General features: G+C 47.8%; 17 protein-coding genes, 1 tRNA gene and 1 pseudogene. 12 read left to right on the top strand and 7 right to left on the bottom strand.

Annotated features, from left to right (window positions below):
* The first annotated feature begins 783 nt into the window (after positions 1 to 783).
* The 9 genes from AC0L73_RS14550 (at position 784) to AC0L73_RS14510 (ending at position 10,081) form a co-directional block, all read left to right on the top strand.
* Positions 784 to 2,664: an ATP-binding cassette domain-containing protein gene (locus AC0L73_RS14550; protein WP_473654054.1), complete on the top strand. Its 1,881-nt coding sequence runs from the start codon at positions 784 to 786 to the stop codon at positions 2,662 to 2,664.
* Positions 2,639 to 3,373, top strand: coding sequence for a helicase HerA domain-containing protein (locus AC0L73_RS14545; protein ID WP_473654053.1), 735 nt, complete (start codon positions 2,639 to 2,641; stop codon positions 3,371 to 3,373). Before AC0L73_RS14550 ends, AC0L73_RS14545 begins: the two co-directional genes overlap by 26 nt.
* A gap of 19 nt (positions 3,374 to 3,392) precedes the next feature.
* Complete coding sequence (locus AC0L73_RS14540; RefSeq protein WP_473654052.1) at positions 3,393 to 4,037, top strand: ATP-binding protein; 645 nt, start codon at positions 3,393 to 3,395, stop codon at positions 4,035 to 4,037.
* Complete coding sequence (locus tag AC0L73_RS14535) at positions 4,015 to 5,205, top strand: hypothetical protein (protein ID WP_473654051.1); 1,191 nt, start codon at positions 4,015 to 4,017, stop codon at positions 5,203 to 5,205. Before AC0L73_RS14540 ends, AC0L73_RS14535 begins: the two co-directional genes overlap by 23 nt.
* A 17-nt stretch (positions 5,206 to 5,222) precedes the next feature.
* Positions 5,223 to 6,152, top strand: a complete 930-nt coding sequence (locus AC0L73_RS14530) for a phospholipase D-like domain-containing protein (protein WP_473654050.1) — start codon at positions 5,223 to 5,225, stop codon at positions 6,150 to 6,152.
* Entirely contained in the window at positions 6,146 to 7,306 is a 1,161-nt protein-coding gene (locus AC0L73_RS14525) for a hypothetical protein (RefSeq protein ID WP_473654049.1), read from the top strand. The genes AC0L73_RS14530 and AC0L73_RS14525 overlap by 7 nt, the downstream gene beginning before the upstream one ends.
* Before the next feature lie 909 nt (positions 7,307 to 8,215).
* The gene (locus AC0L73_RS14520; protein ID WP_473654048.1) at positions 8,216 to 8,761 is read left to right on the top strand and encodes a recombinase family protein; all 546 of its coding nucleotides are present in this window, start codon (positions 8,216 to 8,218) and stop codon (positions 8,759 to 8,761) included.
* 264 nt (positions 8,762 to 9,025) lie between these two features.
* Entirely contained in the window at positions 9,026 to 9,286 is a 261-nt protein-coding gene (locus AC0L73_RS14515) for a hypothetical protein (RefSeq protein WP_473654047.1), read from the top strand.
* Positions 9,287 to 9,499: 213 nt separating this feature from the next.
* The gene (locus AC0L73_RS14510; RefSeq protein WP_473654046.1) at positions 9,500 to 10,081 is read left to right on the top strand and encodes a hypothetical protein; all 582 of its coding nucleotides are present in this window, start codon (positions 9,500 to 9,502) and stop codon (positions 10,079 to 10,081) included.
* 73 nt (positions 10,082 to 10,154) lie between these two features.
* Here the strand turns inward: AC0L73_RS14510 and AC0L73_RS14505 are convergent, their stop codons facing one another.
* From AC0L73_RS14505 to AC0L73_RS14475, 7 genes and pseudogenes are all read right to left on the bottom strand, one after another.
* A complete protein-coding gene (locus tag AC0L73_RS14505; RefSeq protein WP_473654045.1) occupies positions 10,155 to 11,675 on the bottom strand; it encodes a site-specific integrase in 1,521 nt (506 codons plus the stop codon).
* Between the two features lie 262 nt (positions 11,676 to 11,937).
* Positions 11,938 to 12,014: transfer RNA gene (locus AC0L73_RS14500), tRNA-Ile, on the bottom strand.
* 128 nt (positions 12,015 to 12,142) lie between these two features.
* A complete protein-coding gene (rpoD, locus tag AC0L73_RS14495) occupies positions 12,143 to 14,212 on the bottom strand; it encodes an RNA polymerase sigma factor RpoD (RefSeq protein ID WP_227953169.1) in 2,070 nt (689 codons plus the stop codon).
* A gap of 68 nt (positions 14,213 to 14,280) precedes the next feature.
* Positions 14,281 to 14,556: a hypothetical protein gene (locus AC0L73_RS14490; protein WP_473654044.1), complete on the bottom strand. Its 276-nt coding sequence runs from the start codon at positions 14,554 to 14,556 to the stop codon at positions 14,281 to 14,283.
* A 58-nt stretch (positions 14,557 to 14,614) separates the two neighbouring features.
* On the bottom strand, positions 14,615 to 15,835 hold the full coding sequence (dnaG, locus tag AC0L73_RS14485) for a DNA primase (protein ID WP_473654043.1): 1,221 nt from the start codon (positions 15,833 to 15,835) through the stop codon (positions 14,615 to 14,617).
* Between the two features lie 55 nt (positions 15,836 to 15,890).
* Positions 15,891 to 16,151: pseudogene (locus AC0L73_RS14480) on the bottom strand (CHC2 zinc finger domain-containing protein); the annotation flags it as partial.
* A 98-nt stretch (positions 16,152 to 16,249) separates the two neighbouring features.
* Positions 16,250 to 16,708, bottom strand: a complete 459-nt coding sequence (locus AC0L73_RS14475) for a GatB/YqeY domain-containing protein (RefSeq protein ID WP_473654042.1) — start codon at positions 16,706 to 16,708, stop codon at positions 16,250 to 16,252.
* Positions 16,709 to 16,928: 220 nt separating this feature from the next.
* On the opposite strand from AC0L73_RS14475, the gene carA reads away from it, so the two are divergent.
* The 3 genes from carA (at position 16,929) to greA (ending at position 21,901) form a co-directional block, all read left to right on the top strand.
* Positions 16,929 to 18,113, top strand: coding sequence for a glutamine-hydrolyzing carbamoyl-phosphate synthase small subunit (carA, locus tag AC0L73_RS14470; protein WP_473654041.1), 1,185 nt, complete (start codon positions 16,929 to 16,931; stop codon positions 18,111 to 18,113).
* Positions 18,106 to 21,348, top strand: coding sequence for a carbamoyl-phosphate synthase large subunit (carB, locus tag AC0L73_RS14465; RefSeq protein ID WP_473654040.1), 3,243 nt, complete (start codon positions 18,106 to 18,108; stop codon positions 21,346 to 21,348). Before carA ends, carB begins: the two co-directional genes overlap by 8 nt.
* Positions 21,349 to 21,424: 76 nt before the next feature.
* Positions 21,425 to 21,901 (top strand): transcription elongation factor GreA, encoded by a 477-nt coding sequence (greA, locus tag AC0L73_RS14460; RefSeq protein ID WP_227953159.1) that lies wholly within the window; start codon positions 21,425 to 21,427, stop codon positions 21,899 to 21,901.
* Positions 21,902 to 21,962 lie beyond the last annotated feature (61 nt).

Here is a 21,962-nt window from a genome sequence, read left to right as displayed (position 1 = left end):
CTGAATTTCATATTAACGGTTCCCTGACACTCGCAGACGTCTGCAGCCTCGTTCATTTTTCGATAGCGCTAAAATTAGACTACAGCAAAATTATTGCATACAGTCTCAAGTTTAGTTTACTCTTTCCCATTCAATCAAATTTGAAGACTAAACTAGGCACTGAAAGTGAAAATATCTCAAAGAATTATTGCTTTTTTGGTCTCCATGATAACTCTATGAATAATATCGAATTTTTAATAGAATTTACTTCGTCCGAAGGCAGAGGTTATACGTTTGAATCGTGTCGGGTACGGCAATCTTTTCAATAACTTAGATAAAATCCTCTATATTACTATTTCTTTGTTAGGGAAATATAGGCGAAGCAATCACTTCTTGTTGTTTAAAACAAGGTGAGCATATCTAGATAGTAGGATGTTACACGAACATAAAATGCTAAAAAACCTCCCACATTGATTTAGTCCTAACTTCAATTTAGAAGCAACAGGGCACCAAAGGAAAAAAGGGGCCAGCGCCCGTCAGATTTATTCATAAGACAATACAGCGTAAGGGATCGAAGTCAGATGTCAGCGGATGTAAAGCGCGCACGATTTACCACAGTCCAGTTTGCTAAATGTACCCGTCCGCGTCCCGTAACCCGGTAGTAGGCCTAGATAGCAATTTACAGTTCCATCGACAAAGTGTTACCTATAGTACTGACTGGCGCGCAATGGAAGATTATCTCAGCCAAAGCGTCTTGAAGACCTACGGTTTCCAACGCCAAAGTGTAAGGTAGACCAAAAATCAATGAGTAGTACCTCTAAAATTTATGATGTCCTCACTGCAAATCCGAAGGGGCATTTAAAGGCCATTACTGTACGTTCTGGCGAAGGATCGTCGGTCAGTATTAAGCTTCATCGTTTCGCTGTCGTCGGTAAAGGCGACAGAATTCGCCTTGGAGCAGCGGGTAGCGATAAGGTTTCTGTCGTGGCCAAAGAGGCGGATCAGCCAGACATTCCAGTAACGCCGTACTTCATTGCCAATGACTATTTGAATCTAGGTCAAGAAAAGCTGGCTCTGCGTATCAGGGAAATTAGTTCTCCCACTGACGTGCGCTCATTAGAGTTTTTAGAACAGTTTCACTATAAGACAAATACTTCGCTCGGTGAAAGATCGCGTGATACAGAAAGCAAAACAGGCAATCCGTCTGTTGGTGGCCGCCGCGCGGTCTTGTACGCTGAGCTAAAGTTCGGTGAGCATTGGATTCCGGCGGGCTATGTCGACCTTCAGATGCCGCTAATGATGTGTAAACCGCGCCACCAGCTTTTTGATCATCCGTTTGCTCATTCGGAGCGAAACATCGCTTGGAACAAATGGAACCCCGAGGCGATGAAGAAGTACTTGAACACGATTGTGCGGATTGCACGCATCGTCGTCGCTCCGGAACTTCGCGGACTTGGGCTCACTCGGCGAATCATCAAAGCTGCCAAAGATTTTTCTGCAGAACGCTGGCAAATCTCGGGAATGCGCCCAATCTTTATGGAAATCTCGGCAGAAATGCTGTGTCACATCGATTTTGTTTCTTCTTCAGGTTTCAAGTTTATTGGTAATACAGAAGGCAATATCAAGCGCGTACTCAAGGATATGGAGCATATGGTTCGCTCCCCTGCCGGTGAATTCGGCATGATGAGTCTGCAACGGAAGTACTTTCGTGCTTTACAGGACTTCTGCGAAACCATGAATATCAGCTTTGAGGACGGATTGGAGTATCTTCGTAGGAAGATCGAGAAAAATGAAAATTCGCTAACAGCTGGGGAATGGGCTGTGCTTCGTTCAGTTATTAGAAGTCCTATTCCGTATTATCTTTGCCCGCTAGATGATAGCTCTGCTCTTTATCTGCGCGAAGCTCAGAAAATTTTCCCGCCACGAAAGGTTATGGAGCCCAAGAAAAATGATTTCTCGGCGCGAAGCATACAAATTTCTATCGAGAATTTGTCAATTCGCGCGGCCTATAATATCCCGGAAACTAAGTCCACGAAAATGATCATGGATGCCTTCGGACTAAAAGGCGATACAGTCTTTTCGGATATTGTCCGGGATGTCGCGGTTAAAGCTTCGAACGGAAATATCATACTCGTTGTTGGCTCAAGCGGAAGTGGTAAAAGCGTGTTTCTTAATGCACTTGATCCCGAAAAAGCGCTTGATGGAAATCTTACTGTAACCAAAAATGCAAAACTATTATATAAGGCAGGATGGCTTAGGGCGCTAAGAGAGGATATTCCAATATTTGAGGCGCTAGCTGAGAAGTACACTCCACAACGCGCGTTTATTGCCTTGAGCCGGGTTGGATTGTCAGAGGCTCTCGCGTTTATCAAACCATTTTGGATGCTCAGCCGAGGCCAGCAGTATCGGGCAATGATCGCCGACTTACTACTACGTGATGAAGAGGTTTGGCTTCTCGATGAGTTCTGTTCTGATCTTGACCCAATGACGGCCAAGATTGTGGCTCACAACCTTAGAAAGCAGATCATCGCAACAGGAAGGATCGCTTTCATCGCTGCGGCGAATCATAGTCATTACCTCGATGCGCTAAGGCCATCGAGAGTGTTGATGTTGAGACCAGGTGATACCCCAACTTGGCTGTCTTTTAAGGAGTATCAAAATGAGTTTTTCAGCAAAGTCATCTGAGAGATTTGGCAAAGTTCTTGAGAAGAGTCCCTACGCAGTTGAAGACGCCCTTGTAAAAATCCAGCACGTTCAACGTGGAAACAATATAGTCTTTGGAAGAGCCCTTAATGGCGACGATGTCAGTAATCTAATTTATATTGGAAAGATACTGGAGACGACCAAGGGAAGGAGCTTCTTGGGGTCTGATGCATGGCTCGACACAACATTCCCTCACGTCATGTACATCACCGGCACCCGAGGTAGTGGTAAGAGTTTTGATCTTGGTGTGCTTGTTGAGGGCATTTCACAGCTTTCAGAATCTTCTCCGATCCAGAATGACGTTAAACCAATCACTTCGATCATCGTGGATACGCAAAGCCAATTTTGGACATTGGGCTACGCGCCTCGGGAAGCAATCCCCGCAAATAAGACCCAACTAGAAGATCTGAAGCGTTGGAACCTCAAGCCTAACAGCCTCGCGAAAGCGCGGGTTTTTGCGCCGGAAGGCACAACAAAGTTTCTTGGGACCGAAGAGACACTTCAATTACGACCGCGAGACGTTCGTGCGGAAGAGTGGGCCGCGCTCTTAGGACAAGAAATTTACAGCGCCCAAGGGCATATTCTGAGCGCCACGCTCGAAGCGTTTGACGATCAAGACTTCGAGATCGCTGACATGATCAACTATATCGCCGACGATCTCGAACTGGCCGAATATTGCAGAAACTTCTAGAAACGCGATCACCTACAAGTTGGATGACTATCGCCGGACAAAATTGTTCTCGGCAAACGGTTTAAAAGTTAGTGACCTTCTTGAAGAGGGAACCTGCAATATTTTATCTCTGCGGGAGCTTCGCAATGAGGACAAGTCACTCATCACAGCAGTGATAGCACGGTCCTTATTTGATATTTTGGGCAAGCACCACAACAAGAAGAAGACTGCTAGTTTTTTCGAAAAGGAATTCGAAAGTGATGGAATACCAGACCGGGTCTGGCTCGTGATTGATGAGGCGCATGTTGTCGCACCTAGTGATCGGCTTTCGCCCGCAAGAGCGGCACTTATTGAATATGTAAAGCGAGGCCGTGACGCTGGTCTTTCGTTAGTGCTTGCAACACAACAACCGTCTGCACTCGACGATCGCATTCTAAGCCAAGTCAACCTTACATTCAGCCATCGGTTAAGTTTCCAAAGTGATATCAATGCGGCGGTTAATCGAATTCCGACCAAATCGGTTAAGTCGATGAAGCTTTCTGGCACCAGCCTGAGTGATTTCGGTGAAATGATGCGCGTGCTGGATGCCGGTCAATGCTTTTTAGGCGATCAGGCGAGCAGCAGGGCTGTTCTTATTCAAATTCGTCCAAGAGTGAGTGCACATGGTGGCTACAGCCCATTCTGATCCCTATGGGATATTCATGCGGAAAATCGGGTACTCTGTCGGCCTAGAGCGGACTTTGGAGCGTTTTGGCGATCTTCAAGACATGTACTTGGCGAATGGAGATATTACGCTAGCATCTTGGACGGAACTAGTCGGGCCAGACTCGGGTTGGAAGCTCAAAACAGATAACATAGCTGATTTCTTTTATTCCCTCGGCCTAATCCATCGAACTCCTGGCGATGTTCTTGTCCTAGAGAATTTAGATGCTGCCGCGATTGCAGTAAAGCTCCTAGACAATCCAAAGCAAGCTAAAGAGGCACAGTCATTTATTTTTTTATGGGCGGTTCTCCTCAACGACGGCGAAATATTTGTCAATCTTCTGCTAGCTAATTTTGAGGAAGAGCAGATAAAACAAAAACTCTCTTCACTGATTAAACTTAAGCGGGAAGTCTTGGCAAAAGCCATGCCCGGAAGAGACGCGGCAAAGCACGTAGCTCGTACCATTACTATAGAGCGTCAAGAAAAAAATAAAGGAAGCGCAGGAATAGGAAAATCGATCTCATCGTTGCGACGAACCGAACCACTGGAGAAAAACAAATGGCTCGATCCGGACAAGTCAATTAGTGAGACAATTAAATTCTCAGATGACTATTTTAGAAAGGTCCCACCACGAAGAAAAGACTGGGCAAGAACGCTTGGATTTTGGTCGGATGAATCGGGCCTAACTCACCTTGGGCAAAGATTCAAGGAATCTCTAAAGAGGTCCGGTTACATCAACGATGACGAATTATTTGTTTTCTGGCCAATGGATTTTGAACTTGTTCGTTCTGGATTCAAGTCGAACTTGCTTGAAGGTACAAAGTCGCTCTGGGAAACCCTCGTTGATTTTGGCGAGGCTTTCGCAGACCTCCACATCAAACCTTTTGAAAACTCTGACACTGACAAATTGGTCGATCAGTTAGGCGATATGATGTATACCTACCGGTCATTACACACGAGGAAAATAATGTTGCGTAGAGAATTAGCAATAACAGTGGCTTACCCGTCCATAATAGCTATGGCTTGTGCTCGCAAAGCTGCTGCTATTGATCTACCACAAGCTCTTGATGTTGAACGAAATAGAAAAAATCGTCGCATAACGCTTCGCCGATCACGCAATACCGGTGGTGCGTTGAGCGTGCAACGTTAACCATGCCAGTTTTTCTAATGCCTGAATTTATTTTCGATCTTCAGACGCATGGTGATCCGAATTTCGCGAAACGTGTTCTACAGAAAACTTTGCTTCGAACAGGGAACTTTCGAGAGGACGGCGATGACCATCGTTATCAAGGCATTGATGGCGCTTGGATCAGGTATGTCAGCCGTGGTCAACGGGCCATCTACATCAGATCAGGTACGAACGTTTACCTCTATAGGGCTGGGGAGCATGCTGTTGAGGACAGACTAGCCGCGCCTCAGGATGGAGCGTTTGATGGTGCAATTTTAATTAGCGAAGCAGAAGCAGGCGCGGTGGCCGTTGCGGCAGCCATTGAGCGCCCCGCCGCACGAGTTCTCACTGGACCTCAGCCTAATCGGCTTCTTCGCAATAATCCAAGTCCAGATATCAACCGTTCTATTTTCTCAAGAAGGCAGCTCCCACACCGCGATATTTGGTTAGTCGCACCTTTTATCAATCCTGAATTGCTTCAACCAACCGCGAATTTTGGTAAGCTGATCTTCGAGCAAATTGAAGACGGGGCCAGTGCTTTACTGATTACTTCACCTCCCAAAGATATGAAATTCGACTGGCTCGAACGATTGGAGGAGAGAAGATTGGCAGTATACTTCTATCCCCGCCTTCACAGCAAACTCTTCTGCTTTGTTCTTGACGAAAACCGAAAGTATGAGAGGGGTCTCCCAGATGCTAGCAAGCTCTCGTCTCTGTTGCTTCTCGGTTCTGCAAATTTGACCAAGGCTGGCCTCGCGCTCAGCTCAACAAAATGGAATGAAGAACTTTGCTACATGGTACCAGACACGGAGCTTACACATGTTGAAACATATGTAACTAGTTTAATCATGTACGGGTACGACCTAAAAACAGCAAGGGCTTACCATGCACGAGGACAATGGGAACAACTGGAGAAAAATAAATGGTAATGGAGCCTAGGGAATACTATCAGAAGGGAAATCTTAAAGATAATCCCTTCAAATCTAATCCAAATTCTGCAATCGATCCACGTGCAAGTATCTGGGTTGGCTATGAAAAGCAGAAAAAACTGCTCGACAAGTTTCTAAAGCGCTCGCTTGCGGATCAGGTTGGGAATGTAAATTTCTTGATGTTATACGGTCACTATGGCACGGGAAAATCACATGCGCTACTGTGGGCGCAGAACAAGATTCTTCACGAAGAGAAAATTACTTACGACGCGGTTTGCTATTTCATCCCTACTCTTCGACAAGAGAATGGAAAGTTCTCGTTCTCTGATGCTTTCAAAAATGACATTGTTGCCAAGTCCAACTTGATTGCGGACTTGAAGGCATTTCACGATTTTTTGGTCCACTGTATAGCTGCTAGGAAGGCTATCGGCGACCTTAACGATGCCTCAAATGAGCGCGTTATTGAGAAGCTCGTTCCAGCCGTCGAATTGTGTAACTTCGCCAAGGAAATCTATAGGTGCCAAGGTGATGAAGGCTTCCGAGCGCTAGTCACGACCAAAAACGACTATCAAGCGATGACGATCTTTACTAAGATAGTGAACCTGTTTGTGCATGAAATGGTCATCTCAGAAGAGGATCGGCAACGTTTCAAGAAAGGCGCATATCTCTTTATTGATGAGCTTGACGATCTCGAACGCGCCAGCGTTAAGGAAGCCCGCGAAGTTAATGATCTTCTGCGCCATATCTACGATAGCTGTCCCAACAATTTCTGCATGGTAATTGCGCTTTCTGCGGAAATTTCTCAGTTGGCGGTGCTGTTCTTCGACTATGTACTTCGTCGCATAAAACGACAGATTGAGCTTATTGGCATGGATAAAGATGATACCGTATTGTTTGTGCGCGAGATTCTTCAGAAGAACCGGCAAAATGAAAACGATGACGGAGATTTTTTTCCATTCGAAGAAGCCGCAATTGAAACTATTGCCTCGCAGCTGACGGAAATTACACCGGCCAAAATCATTGATACCATGCAGCAGATCATCGAAGAGGCTAGACTTGCTGGCCACGATCCTGCTGATGGACCCATATCAGCGGACTTCCTCGACGAACATGACATTATTGAAGAGGTTTTGGGTGAGGGTGGCGTTGCATAATTGCGCGCGCTAGGAAACTCACTAGAAGGCCTTTAAGAATGTTCGATATATTGACGGCATCCAATCCATGGAGAATTGCAGGGTACGCGAAGGGTATTGATCTTTGGGTTGGTTCCGGTGGAAGGCAGAAAAATGTCTCCCACCCAATTCAGTATTGCGTAAGAGCGGGGGAACGTTCTGGCCGTCAAAACATGTTCTATTCTAGCCCGCCACGATCCACTTGGCGGGCTATTTGCCGCGCCGCTAGCCGCTTACCGATAATCGTCCCAATTTAGAAAGTTCTTTTTCAATGGTCCGCAAACTTCGCTTTGTACCAGTTATGAAGGCCTTTCGGTTATATGCACCCCTGTTACTTATTGTGGGTTCTGCTTCTCAACAACATGGTTGTAATCATCCTTGAGAGCCTTGGTCGATATCGACTGGGTGTGTATAAGAATGCGAGCTTTCTAATATCGGATGCGTTTTGAAATTAGATGGGCTTTAAAAGCAAATATCTACAACCAGATTAAACAGGCGGGCGGTGCCGCTTTTCGAATATTTAGACGCTTTGGCTGTTGAAGTTGTGAACGCCAAATAGCCCGAAAACCAGCTGGAAAGGCTACTTTGTCCCTTCTCCTAGCCGCTACGGCGGTATGCCTGCAATCCGCAGGCGGTCACAACTCACAGGGCGCTCGTGAGCAACTTGCAGACGTCTGCAAGCGCTTCCGAAGTCGACATATCAAGTCCAACCTCTATATGCAGACATTGTCGTTTATCTCTATCTATTCTGAATATTATTCACATTATGAGTATAGCCTAGCAAGACAATCTAAAGAGACAAAAAATGCGTCTTATAAGGGTTGAATTAGACTTACGAGACATCATATTAATAACATCTTGACCCTAATAAGACAGTAAGGAAAGATTGATATGTCTCAATACGGCTACGCGCGGGTATCTACAATCGAACAAGACTTGTCGCTGCAAATTGACGCGCTTAAAAAAGCGGGCTGCGATATTATTCGATCAGAAAAGATTTCAGCGTCCTCTCGGGACGGACGTCATGAATTGACTACTCTTCTGGATTTCATCCGCAAAGGCGACAAGCTTATTGTAACTCGTATAGATCGCCTAGCACGTTCGGTTAAAGACCTTCAGGACATAGTTTCCGAGCTAAGACGTAAAGGGGCGTCCCTGACCGCTACAGAGCAACCTATAGACACCTCAACCGCCGCTGGAAAAGCTTTCCTTGATATGTTAGGCGTGTTTGCCGAATTCGAAACTAATTTAAGACGAGAACGGCAAATGGAAGGTATTGCTCGCGCGAAGAAAAAAGGAATTTATAAAGGCCGAAAACCTTCAATCGAAGTTTCTAAAGTAGAAGAATTGAAAAAGGAAGGTCTTGGCGCAACAGAAATTGCGGGTAGACTGGGAATAGGACGCGCCAGTGTATATAGAGTGCTAAAAACTACATAATTAAAGTTATTGTTGTTCAATTATATATTTGATATAATTCGCTCTACTGAAAGTTAACTAGGTACTTTTTGCGGCGTATGATGTACCTATATTTAAATATATTTTTCTTTTGATGGTTTTCTACATAATTATTGGCAAAGTTATATCTGGCCTTCCTGTATAAACAATATTATTTGATATCAAATATTTATCCTTACCTTCGTTTGCCCTCGAAAGCACCTGCTCATTTTCCAGTGCACGTTTACAGTGAAGGAGGTAGGGGCTATGCCCAGAAAAAGAATAAGAAATGAAGAGGATGCCGCCATTCTATTGGCTGACAGCGCTCTCAAGGTATTTAAGGGCGAGATGAAGGCCCATGATTTACATGCCATCACCAGCGCGCTATCTGCCTACAACAATATAAAATTGCAACAGAGATTAGAGACAGAAAACGAAGCCTTGCTGGCAGAATTAGATGAAAAAGTTAATGGCTCAATCGGTTCGAAATTATACTATAGAAAGCTAATGGGTAGACGAAAAAAATAAACGAGTGTTTCATGTTGTACACCCCTCCCCTCTCTTAGCTTTCAAAAAAAATTGTAAATTTTTTGAAACAGATTTTTTAGGGGGGGTCTATTCTCAGAACTTTACGGATTGTAATAAAAAATACCTTGCAGTAATGATTGTAACAGCCTGCCATTGCAAACTAGTATTTTTTATCAACCTCGTAAAAATTTTGCACTTCAATTTGGATTTCGAATGAACAAGGCACTTACTTTTCTAATCGTATTGATTGGTGCGAGTTGCGCTCCAAGAGAATACCCTCAGCCTTGGTATATTCCACCCCCTGCGCCTAGCTCGGATTATGCTAATAACGTAGAAATTGCGAAGCCTTTCGACGAGGTATGGATAGCGCTAATTGAGACTTCCTCAAAGAGCTTTTTTGCAATCAAAAATTTTGAAAAGGACTCAGGTCTCTTGACATTGAGTTTTGGGAGCGGCGAGCCAGATAAATACGTCAATTGTGGCTATATCAATAGCCCCGGAATAAATTTTCGAGGACAATATATTGCCGCATTGCAGAGAACTGGATATGCGGAATTAGAAGGAGCAATCAATCTTTTCGTAAAGCCTGTTGATAAAAACACTACTCAAATTATCATTACTACTCGTTACATCTTCTCTGCGAAAGATGGCGTACTCCCGAAGCAACAATGGGTTTTCGATGGGGCGGGAACAGCGACGCGAAAAACTGGAGTCTTGTCAGTGACATGCCGTTCAACTCTTGAAGCGGAAAAAGAAATTATCACGAGTATTAAACAAATTTCAGGAGCCGAATAGACTGAAGCGTTTAAACTTCAAATGAGGAATTGAAAGGAAGCCAAATGTCCTTAATTTCATTTCGCTAGATAACTTATTGGTTTTTATATAAATGCGATAAATCCAAATTTGGGTACTTCACTTTTTCAATATGTTTTACCAGCGCCCCAGCTCCTAAGCTGGATCCATACTGATACTGCATTCCGCGCCCAGTCCATCCACATATACTTTCCACCACTTCAATACTAACCTCGGCTTCCCTTAAAGCGTCCCGAAACCTATGCCTGAACGAATGGAATGAAGTCTTCGGAGCTTTAGCACCACACTCTGTCAAATAGCGCCCAAACCATTTTTGAAAACTTCCACTAAAATACCCTCGGCTATCTTTTTTTAAATTTGGAAAAAGACGATGGTACCCTTCTTCTTCACAATTTCTCCAATAATCTACAAAGCCAATTTTCAGCAATACGGAGTGTACTGGCACAATCCGTCTGCTCGCTGCCGACTTGATTTTCTTATCACCATTTTGCGAACTGTCTTGGACGACAAAACAGTAATTACCCTCTTCCTCGGCAATGTCTTTATTCTCCAACTGGCAAATCTCATTCATTCTCAAACCAGAGAAGAGAGCTATCAAAGGTATCCAAAATTTTCCATCATTCCCGCTTGAAGAAGTGGCACTAAAAAAATGTTCAGCAGAAAAAATCTTTTTCAATTGTTGATCACTAAAAGGTAGTCGCGCAGCCTTCCTGTCTTCCACAACGGCATTTACCACCATCCTTGTCGCAGGATTATGATCAACATATTCTTCCTGAATACCCCACTTGAACATTGTAGATATTTTCTGAAGATAGCCGTTAGCTGTAGTCGGAGAAAGTGGCTCTAATTTATTAGCGTCCGCGTGTGCGGCAATTTCCAAAGTTGACATGCCTTTAAATCTTTTTGTGGAATTGGGAGGCAATCGATCCAATGTTTCTTTAATTGCCCTCACATGGGACCTGCGCACATCTCTAAGCCGCATTCTTTCCCCCCAATGGTCCTTCATCAATTGATAGACCATCCCATATTCAAGCTGCTTTTTTGCGGATTTACCCTTACCCTGCGACACATTGAAAAGCTCTATGAATTGTCCGACGGAAATTTCTTCGCCGCGTCCTTCATCAATAACTTCGGCTTCTGCCTCTGCCCCCTCAAAGAGGGAATCGAATTTTCTGCCCGGAGAGCCTTTAAGCATAGCCAATTCTCGCAGCTTTAACTCAAGAAACGCACGCCGTACATAGTCGCACATTGCCCAATATTCATCTCTTGTTGCCTTCAAATATATAAAATTTTCAGAGAGCAAATTATTTACTACCGGCTGAATGCTTCCATACCAGCTTTCATCGAGATGCCTTAGAGAATTGGCTTCCTCTTCAATGTCATCGATCACATACTTAAACATATGCTCTTCAATATCATCGATCTTGCGTCGTTCAACGATTTCAAGCTCCTTAACAAAATACCGTCGAATTATTCTTCGCATTGTTGCGTTGTCTAGCGATGTAGCAAAATCACTACCAGATCGCTTTCGCTTTAAATCAAATTCAAACCGTATTTCGGCAACAGCTTCATGCAACCGCGCCAGCGCTTCTTGACGGTCAGAAGTATGAAGAGATTTTTTAACTTCTTTTGAGGGGCTATAGATCTCGAAGAAGGTCTTTTGGCACTCTCACGCGTGCATAATATTTCACACTGCCATTCGGTAGTTTTCTTATTTGCAAGTAGCGAATTTTAGAAGGCGCAGCCATCCTTTTGTGTATCACAAAAGTGTCTCAATTCGCAAATAAAAAGCCTCTTGTATCAGCAAGTTACTGAAATACAAGAGGCTTCTCTTATTGTGGTGGGCCCGGTAGGACTTGAACCTACGACCAGTCCGTTATGAGCGGACGGCTCTAACCAGCTGAGCTACAGGCCCGAATTTTGTTCCGTCATATCAAACTGACGTGAATAGCCCTTATTCGTGACTATTTAGCCTGTTCGCATAAGAGACGCAATTGGCGAAATGAATTTTCACCAATTTTATCGACGCGTTGGCGCGCCTGATTAAGTATCAAGAAAACTCCGCAGTTTACGTGAACGGCTCGGATGCTTCAACTTGCGAAGCGCCTTTGCTTCAATCTGGCGAATACGTTCACGAGTAACCGAGAACTGCTGACCCACTTCCTCCAGCGTATGATCTGTATTCATGCCAATGCCGAAGCGCATGCGCAGCACACGCTCTTCACGCGGGGTGAGAGAGGCCAGAACCCGTGTCGTGGTTTCGCGCAAATTCGACTGAATCGCCGCATCGAGAGGCTGAACTGCATTCTCGTCCTGAATGAAATCACCCAGATGACTGTCTTCTTCATCACCGATGGGGGTTTCGAGGCTGATCGGCTCCTTGGCGATCTTCATGACTTTACGCACTTTTTCAAGTGGCATGCCAAGCTTCACGGCCAGCTCCTCCGGCGTCGGCTCACGGCCAATTTCATGGAGCATCTGACGTGACGTCCGGACAAGCTTATTGATCGTCTCAATCATATGCACCGGAATACGAATGGTCCGGGCCTGGTCCGCGATCGAGCGGGTAATGGCCTGACGTATCCACCAGGTTGCGTAAGTCGAGAATTTATAGCCGCGGCGATATTCAAACTTATCAACCGCCTTCATCAGGCCGATATTACCTTCCTGAATGAGGTCAAGAAACTGCAGTCCGCGATTAGTGTATTTCTTGGCAATTGAGATAACAAGACGGAGATTGGCCTCTACCATTTCCTTCTTGGCGCGGCTGGCCTCCCGCTCGCCCTGCTGCACCGTGCTGACGATGCGGCGGAATTCATTCATCGGCATACCGAATTCGGAGCTGATTTTGATAATTTCGGTTCGAATATCACCAATGCTGCTCGTCTCATTCGCGACAAAATCCTTCCAGCCTTTGGCCTTGAGGACCCCCATTTTATCTACCCAGCCGGGATCGAGCTCATTTCCGAAATAATTTTCGAGAAAGCTCGCGCGGGAAACCTTGTGACGCTCAGCCAGACGCAAAAGCTTGCCTTCCAGGCTCATCAGCCGACGGTTAATACCGTATAGCTGGTCGACCAGCGCCTCAATTCGGTTGTTTGTGAGATGGACATCGTCCATAAGCTTCACCAATTCAAGCTTCAGCTTTTCGTACTTCTTTTCCTGCGAGTTAGAGACGGATTCATTTTCCAGTGCCGCCGTCAGACGAGCCTCCTGAAGTTTATGCAGTTTCTTATATGTTTTTGCAATTTCATCGAAACGTTCGAAGACTTCCGGTTTCAGTGTCTCTTCAAGGGCCGCGAGAGACATCGTATTTTCTTCGGCGTCATCCTCGTCGTCGTCACTTTCCTTGCTGCTGCCTTCTTCGCCGTCTTCCTCTTCTTTGTCGTCGTCACTTTCCTCAGAATCGGAATCGCTGTCTTCGTCATCCTCGCTCAGGCCCTTAGCGGGAAGCTCGTCGTCCTCGCTATCTTCGCTAAACCCTTCTTGCAGCGCTTTTTCAGCCGCCGCGCCCGCGCCATACGTCGCGTCAAGGTCGATCACATCCCGTAGCAGGAGCTTTTCCTGAAGCATCAATTCGCGCCAGTTCAGAATAGCACGAATGGTTAGCGGGCTTTCACAAATGGCACCAATGAGTTTACCCCGACCGGCCTCAATCCGCTTTGCGATGGCGATTTCACCCTCACGCGAGAGAAGCTCTACTGTACCCATTTCACGCAGATACATCCGGACGGGATCATCCGTGCGATCACCCGCAGTTGATGCAGGCTTTTCTGGCGTTTCCTTTACGCTTTTTTCCGGCACCTCGTCATCGTCATCGTCATCACTGTCTTTACTCTGAGGCGCAGGCGTTTCATCTCCGCCCTCTTCATCATTCTCGACAACATTGATGCCCATTTCCGAGAGCAAGGACATTGTGTCCTCAATCTGCTCTGACGACATCTGATCCTGAGGCAGCACCGCGTTTAACTCGTCGAAGGTCACATATCCCTTTTCCTTCGCTTTCGCGAGCATCTTCTTAACAGCTGCTTGCGAGGCATCAATTAACGGGCTATCAGGACTTTCATCGCTCTGATCCGACGTATCAACGGCTTCCGCACTCTTTGTCGCCATAAATTCTAACTCCTGAAAAATTCCGCTAAATCTGCCCCGCCCTTGCGGGTCCAAATGGGCTTGCCTGTCTAAACAATCTTATTGCGGCCGGACGCCAGTCCAAAACCGTCAAGGTTCGCCTCATTCCCCGAGGCCTCCTCCAATGCTTTCTTCGCCATCTTCAATCGATCGAGATTTTCCGATGTTACGTTTTCTCCCAATTGACGCTCCGCCGCTTCCAGATCTTTTTGCATTGCCTCCAGTTTGTGGCGGTCCACAATATGTAGCCAAGCGTTCAGCGCGTCTTCATTTGCCGCAGCAGGATCAACAAACCAGTCCAGTGACTTGGTTGTCGGCCCCTGCAATCTCTTTACCTGTTCAGACAAATTACGTTTAGCTAAATGGTGCGCCATGCCTGAATAGTCAAGGGATGATCTCGACCGTAGCAATATCTATTATTGCCCGCCGTATTCTGTCAAGTTGAGGGCTGGCGAGATGCAACGACGCCAGAGTATCAAAGTGATTTTCCAGTATTTCCGGGTGATTTACTGCGGTTAGCAGGATTAATTCCTCTCGTCGGGCACCATCCGGCACAGATGCCTTTCGAAGGGTGGCCGAGGGCATTTTGTGCGAATCACCTGATCGATCTGCGAATCGCCCGAATCGATTACGATCTGAACGCCCGCTTAATGTTCGTTCAGTTGCGCCCTGTTTCTTCCGAAAAGCCTGCCAGAGCTTTTCTTTAAAGAAGTTACGGTAATACCCTTGCACTGCTGGATCGCGCATCTCATCACACAAACCATATAAAGCTTTTTCAAGAGCTGCTTTCCGCTCTGGTGTGTCAACAGAACGGCCCTCTGTTTCCTTCCGCCAGAGGATTTCTGACAGCGGCAGGGCTTTATCAAGAATGGCCCGCATCGCGCCGGCGCCCTCTTTCCGGATAAGGTCATCCGGATCAAGCCCGGCCGGGAGCAACGCAAATCTCAAAGAATGGCCCGGACGGAGAAGCGGCAGGGCACGTTCCGACGCACGCAACGCTGCACGCCAACCCGCCGTATCGCCATCAAGACACAAAATAGGCTCCGCTGCCATCTTCCAAAGGATTTGCAGTTGATCTTCAGTAATGGCAGTTCCAAGCGGTGCGACTGATTGCGTGAAACCCGCTTCACTCAGCGCGATCACATCCATATAGCCTTCGGCTACAATGATCATGCCGGAATCAAATGTCTTCTGACGCGCCAATGCCAAATTATAAAGAACATGCCCCTTGTGAAAGAGAGGCGTTTCGGGGGAATTTAGATACTTGGCCGGGGCATCGCCGAGCGCCCGCCCACCAAAGGCGATTACACGTCCCCGCCGGTCCGTGATAGGAAACATCAGGCGGTCGCGGAAGCGGTCATAACTCTCCCGACCATCGTCTGGCTTGATGATAAGCCCCCCTTCGATCAGCGTCGCTTCCGTCACACCGCGCGCTATCAACGCTTCCTTTAAGGCCGTTCGGCTATTTGGTGCGAAGCCCAATCGAAAATTTGCGACCGCTGCATCTGATACCTGACGGCGAGATAGATACCCTCGTGCACCGGTTCCGGCCTTGGCTCGCCAATTGGGAGGAAAACCATTTCCCGGCCAGCTCCATGGCGTCATGAAGCGTGGCGGTGCGCTGCTGTCGTGCTTTCTCTTCCGGCCGTTCCACCGGCATCTCCAGACCGGCAAGCGCTGCGAGCCGTTCAACGGCTTCAGGAAAAGCCACCCCTTCGGTCTGTTTGACGAATTCAATCAAGTCGCCATTGGCACCGCAACCGAAGCAGTGATAGAAACCCTTCTCCTCATTAACCGTGAAGGAGGGGGTTTTCTCATTATGAAACGGACAAAGGCCGGAATATTCCCGGCCCTTCTTGGTGAGTTTTGTTCGGCGACCAATTAAATCCGCGAGGCTTACACGCGCCTTAAGCTCTTCCATGAAATGTGGCGGAAAGGCCATCTCTTTGTCCAACCTAATTTAATAATTTAACCGGTTAAATTATTAAATGATGATCATCTAAAATCTATCCGACAGGTTTACGCGCCAAGCGTATCCTTTACGATAGCGCTCGCCTTGGAAAAATCCATCTGACCGGCATACCGGGTTTTCAGCTCAGCCATTGTCCGCCCCATATCCTTCAGGCCGTTAGCGTCTATATCCGCAATAACAGCCTCCACCGCTTTGCGGGTTTCCGCCTCGTCAAACTGCTTCGGCAGATAGTCTGATATAATATCAATTTCCTCCTGCTCCGCTGTGGCGAGATCAACCCGACCGCCCTTTTCATAAGCGGCAATTGATTCTTTCCGTTGACGCACCATAGTGGTCAGCATCTGCAGAATTTCGTCATCCGTGATTCCCTCTTCCGCGCCTTTATCTCGCGCGGCAAGGTCCCGGTCCTGCAATGTTGCAAGGATAAGACGTAACGTTGAGATCCGCCGCTTATCCTTTGATTTCATTGCTACTTTTAGTGACTCTTTTATTTCGTTCCGTAACATAAATATCCGAATCTATAGTGAAGAAAGGCGACATACTAGCTGAAACCATGGTTTAAGGCAAACCAAATATTATTGCTAAGTCATTGATTTTAAAGATTATTTTTTGCGTCGAAAAACTTGACGCGCTACTACAAACTGCTTATGTTGCTGCGCAATATTCAACTATCAGGCCAGAGAAATTTCGGCTCAGCGGAATTACCGCAAGAGGGTCCCTATTATCATGTCTTATGAAAACAGCGGAGACGCGGTCGATCTGAACAGCGAACGGATGGCGACAGCGGTCCTTGTGCTGGGCGATGGCACCGTATTTCACGGCTTCGGTATCGGCGCCGAAGGCGACACAGTCGGTGAAGTATGCTTCAATACATCGATGACGGGCTATCAGGAAAGCCTGACGGATCCCTCCTTTGCCGGACAGCTCATAACCTTTACATTTCCCCATATCGGAAACGTCGGTTTCAATAATGAGGATATAGAAACTTCCGGTATTGCCGCAAATGGATTGATTATCCGCGCCGATATTACAGACCCTGCGAACTGGCGCGCAATTGGCTCCCTCGATGAGTGGCTAAAATCTCGCAAACTAGTCGGTATTTCCGGCATCGATACGCGCCGCCTCACCCATTTTATCCGCAAATCCGGCGCACCCAACGGCGTCATCGCCCATCGCAAGGATGGCAAATTTGATATTGCCGCTCTTCATGAAAAGGCCGCAAGCTGGCCGGGCCTGGAAGGTATGGACCTTGCGAAGGAGGTCTCCTGCAAAGAACCCTATGAGTGGTCGGAGACAAACTGGAACATCCAGAGCGGTTACGGTGCACAGACAAAACCTACGCGCCATATTGTGGCCGTCGATTACGGAGTGAAACGGAATATCCTTCGCTGTTTGGCGGAGCTTGGTTGCCGTATCACGGTGGTACCGGCGACCGCGACCTATGATGAAATCATGGCACTCAAGCCAGACGGAATTTTCCTCGCCAACGGTCCCGGCGATCCGGCCGCAACCGGTAAATATGCTGTGCCGATAATCCGTGAATGTGTTGATAGCGGCGTCCCCACTTTCGGGATCTGCCTCGGCCATCAGATGCTGGCCATAGCACTCGGTGCGGAAACAATGAAAATGCATCAGGGCCACCGCGGCGCCAATCAGCCGGTCAAGGACCTGACAACAGGCAAGGTCGAAATTACCTCGCAAAATCATGGATTCGTCGTCAAGCGAGACAGCCTGCCCGATGGGGTGACGGAGACCCACAAATCCCTGTTCGACGGCGTGGTTGAAGGGCTTAAGGTCGATGGTAAGCCGGTTTTCTCCGTGCAGTACCATCCCGAAGCAAGCCCCGGCCCGCAGGACAGCCAATATCTCTTCAAACGGTTTATAGATCTGGTCGATAGAAAAAATGCCTAAACGTACCGATATTCAGTCCATCATGATCATCGGCGCCGGGCCCATTATTATCGGCCAGGCCTGTGAATTTGACTATTCCGGCACTCAGGCCTGCAAGGCCCTGAAAGAAGAAGGCTACCGGGTCATTCTGGTGAACTCCAATCCGGCGACAATCATGACCGATCCGGGTCTGGCCGATGCCACCTATGTGGAACCCATCACACCGGAAATCGTTGAGAAAATCATAGAGAAAGAGCGGCCGGACGCCATTCTGCCGACCATGGGCGGACAGACCGCGCTGAATACAGCCTTGGCGCTCGCCGAAAATGGGGCGCTTGAGCGGTACCGCGTACAGCTGATCGGCGCCAACAGAGAAGCCATTGCCAAGGCAGAAGACCGCGACCAGTTCCGCACTGCAATGCTGAAAATCGGCCTCGATATGCCATTAAGCGCAGTCGCCCACACACTAGAGGAAGCCTGGAAAGTGCTGGAGGAGGTAAATCTCCCCTGTATTATCCGTCCTTCTTTTACGATGGGCGGAACGGGCGGCGGGATCGCTTATAACCGCGAAGAATTTGAAGAGATTGTCACTGGCGGTTTGGATGCTTCCCCCACTACGGAAGTATTAGTGGAAGAAAGCATCGTCGGTTGGAAAGAATATGAGATGGAAGTTGTCCGCGACAAGGCGGATAATTGCATCATCATTTGTTCCATCGAAAATGTCGATCCGATGGGCGTCCATACAGGCGACTCTATCACGGTCGCCCCGGCTCTGACGCTTACCGACAAAGAATTCCAGATTATGCGTAATGCCTCGATTGCCGTATTGCGGGAAATCGGGGTGGAGACCGGAGGCTCCAACGTCCAGTTTGCTGTTAATCCGGAAAATGGCCGCCTAATTATTATTGAGATGAACCCACGCGTTTCTCGCTCTAGCGCGCTAGCCTCCAAGGCGACTGGCTTCCCAATTGCAAAAATTGCCGCCAAGCTCGCCGTTGGCTATACGCTTGATGAACTTGATAACGATATTACCGGCGTCACCCCCGCATCGTTCGAACCAACCATTGACTATGTGGTTACCAAGATTCCGCGTTTCACCTTCGAGAAATTCACCGGTGCCGAAGCAAAACTAGGGACCGCTATGAAGTCTGTCGGCGAGGCCATGGCGATCGGCCGGACATTTACGGAAAGCCTGCAAAAAGCGCTGCGGTCTCTGGAAACCGGCCTTACCGGTCTCAATGAGCAAAGCTTCACGGGCCCCGGTGAGCCGCACGCGGACAAACAACGCATTCAGGCCATCCTCGCCCAACCGACGCCAGAACGCATTCTGAATATCGCGCAAGCCTTCCGCGAAGGTCTGACCCTTGAGGAAGTTCGGGCCGCTAGCAAGTATGAACCCTGGTTCCTTGCCCAAATCCAATCCATCGTCGAGCTGGAAAATGCGGTAAAGGAAAATGGTATTCCCACGACAAAAGGCGGTCTTCTCAAACTGAAATCAACAGGATTCAGTGATCAGCGGCTTGCTGAACTTGCCGGGACGCGGGAGGCGCATGTGTTTGCTGCGCGTAAAAAATTTGGGATAGAGCCGGTCTATAAACGTATCGACACTTGCGCCGGAGAGTTTCCTTCCCAAACGCCCTATATGTATTCGACATATGAAGGCAACGAATGGGACGACACCGTCTGTGAAGCAGAACCGACCGACGCGAAAAAAGTCATTATTCTGGGCGGCGGTCCAAACCGTATCGGTCAGGGGATAGAGTTTGACTACTGCTGCGTTCACGCCGCCTATGCCCTTTCGGAGGCGGGGTATGAAACCATCATGGTCAATTGCAACCCGGAGACTGTGTCCACCGATTATGACACCTCGGACCGGCTCTATTTTGAGCCCTTAACTGTTGAAGATACCCTCGCGATTATCCGAAAAGAACAGTCGAATGGAACGCTCCATGGTGTGATCGTTCAGTTTGGCGGCCAGACCCCGCTCAAACTTGCCGCCGGATTGGAAGCGGCAGGCGTTCCCATCCTTGGCACGTCGCCAGACGCGATTGATCTTGCTGAAGACCGCGAAAGGTTTCAGCAGCTTCTTCACAAACTAAATCTTAAACAACCCGAGAATGGTATTGCCCGGTCTGTTCCAGAGGCATTCGACATCGCGGAAAGAATTGGATATCCCGTTGTTGTCCGCCCGTCCTATGTTCTCGGAGGTCGCGGGATGGAAATCGTCCGCGATGGTGAATCACTTGAACGCTATATGCGTGAAGCGGTAATTGTTTCTGGCGAAAACCCGGTTCTGGTTGATGGATATCTTCAGAACGCAATTGAAGTCGACGTCGATTGCTTGTGTGACGGCAAATCGGTCTTTGTCGCCGGCATCATGGAACATATCGAGGAAGCAGGCATTCACTCGGGCGATAGCGCCTGCGCACTACCGCCACATACGCTTTCGGATGAGCTTATCGCGGAGATCAAAAGGCAAACAGAAGCCATGGCTCTCGCACTAAATGTCGTTGGTTTGATGAACGTCCAGTACGCGATCAAGGGCGACGTCATTTACATTCTGGAGGTTAATCCTCGGGCAAGCCGCACTGTTCCTTTCGTTGCTAAAAGCATTAACTACCCCATTGCCAAGATAGCCGCACGCGTTATGGCGGGCGAAGAGCTGGCTGCGTTCGACCTTAAATATCGAAAACTTGACCATGTGACTGTAAAAGAAGCAGTTTTCCCGTTCTCCCGGTTCCCCGGCGTGGATGTGATTTTGGGACCGGAGATGCGTTCCACGGGTGAGGTTATGGGGATCGATACGGATTTCGGCGCTGCTTTTCTGAAGTCCCAGATTGCAGCGGGGGTCAAACTTCCAACCGAAGGAACTGTTTTCGTGTCAGTCAAAGACCTTGACAAGGCAATGATAAAGAATGCCGTTGCCAAGCTGATCAACCTTGGTTTCAAGATCGTCTCTACCGGTGGAACCGCGAAATACTTTAGTGAACAGGGCCTTGAGGTGACGCGCGTGAACAAGGTGATGGAAGGTCGACCAAATATCATCGATACTATGAAGAATGGCGAAATTGCATTGGTCTTCAATACGACGGAAGGTGCTCAGGCACTTCTTGACAGCTATGATATTCGCCATACGGCCCTTGTTATGAAAACGCCTTACACAACGACAGTCGCTGGGGCTAACGCAACGGTTCAGGCAATTGAGAAAATTATAACAGGGACACTTGAAGTTAAATCCCTTCAATCCTATTCTTAATTCCTTGACAAGCTTGGTATGAAACTTTAGTCAAGGCAGCTTTTGCGATTGGCAAACTACGTAATTGAGATTTCAGATGGAAAGACTACCAATAACTGCGGCGGGATACGCTCGGCTCGAAAAAGAGTTAAAAGAACTGAAATCGACGGCGCGTCCGGCGGTTATTCAGGCAATCGCGACCGCCCGCGAGCATGGAGATTTGTCCGAAAACGCAGAGTATCATGCCGCGAAAGAACAGCAGTCTCTTATTGAAGGCCGCATCGCCGAGCTTGCCGATAAACTTGGCCGCGCGGAAGTCATTGATGTGTCTTCTATTTCCGGGCGCCAGATCAAGTTCGGCGCGACGATTTTGCTGGCCGATGAAGATACGGATGAAGAAACGAGCTATCAGATTGTCGGTGAAGACGAAAGCAATATCGAAGAAGGCCGCCTTTCTATTACCGCACCACTTGCCCGTGCGCTTATCGGCAAAGAACAGGGCGACAGCATCGAAGTGATGACACCCGGCGGCTCCAAAGCGTATGAAGTCATCGAAGTCAACTACGTCGGCTAACTCACCCTCCCGTTTTTTAAACCCATGGCACCCCTCGCCATGGGTTGCTCTCTCCCGAAAT

The sequence above is a fragment of the Sneathiella sp. D3-11 genome, assembly GCF_055809395.1.
Note: the sequence above shows the minus strand (reverse complement) of the source record. Positions and strands in the feature narration are given on the sequence as shown.

What these genes read in the sequence shown, in the direction of transcription:
- carB (WP_473654040.1), top strand. Translation starts at nt 18,106, where the DNA reads ATGCCTAAACGTACCGATATTCAGTCCATCATGATCATCGGCGCCGGG.
- rpoD (WP_227953169.1), bottom strand. Translation starts at nt 14,212, where the DNA reads ATGGCGACAAAGAGTGCGGAAGCCGTTGATACGTCGGATCAGAGCGAT.
- carA (WP_473654041.1), top strand. Translation starts at nt 16,929, where the DNA reads ATGTCTTATGAAAACAGCGGAGACGCGGTCGATCTGAACAGCGAACGG.
- AC0L73_RS14510 (WP_473654046.1), top strand. Translation starts at nt 9,500, where the DNA reads ATGAACAAGGCACTTACTTTTCTAATCGTATTGATTGGTGCGAGTTGC.
- AC0L73_RS14475 (WP_473654042.1), bottom strand. Translation starts at nt 16,708, where the DNA reads ATGTTACGGAACGAAATAAAAGAGTCACTAAAAGTAGCAATGAAATCA.
- AC0L73_RS14530 (WP_473654050.1), top strand. Translation starts at nt 5,223, where the DNA reads ATGCCTGAATTTATTTTCGATCTTCAGACGCATGGTGATCCGAATTTC.
- AC0L73_RS14520 (WP_473654048.1), top strand. Translation starts at nt 8,216, where the DNA reads ATGTCTCAATACGGCTACGCGCGGGTATCTACAATCGAACAAGACTTG.
- greA (WP_227953159.1), top strand. Translation starts at nt 21,425, where the DNA reads ATGGAAAGACTACCAATAACTGCGGCGGGATACGCTCGGCTCGAAAAA.
- AC0L73_RS14550 (WP_473654054.1), top strand. Translation starts at nt 784, where the DNA reads ATGAGTAGTACCTCTAAAATTTATGATGTCCTCACTGCAAATCCGAAG.
- AC0L73_RS14525 (WP_473654049.1), top strand. Translation starts at nt 6,146, where the DNA reads ATGGTAATGGAGCCTAGGGAATACTATCAGAAGGGAAATCTTAAAGAT.
- AC0L73_RS14545 (WP_473654053.1), top strand. Translation starts at nt 2,639, where the DNA reads ATGAGTTTTTCAGCAAAGTCATCTGAGAGATTTGGCAAAGTTCTTGAG.
- AC0L73_RS14515 (WP_473654047.1), top strand. Translation starts at nt 9,026, where the DNA reads ATGCCCAGAAAAAGAATAAGAAATGAAGAGGATGCCGCCATTCTATTG.
- AC0L73_RS14535 (WP_473654051.1), top strand. Translation starts at nt 4,015, where the DNA reads ATGGTGGCTACAGCCCATTCTGATCCCTATGGGATATTCATGCGGAAA.
- dnaG (WP_473654043.1), bottom strand. Translation starts at nt 15,835, where the DNA reads ATGACGCCATGGAGCTGGCCGGGAAATGGTTTTCCTCCCAATTGGCGA.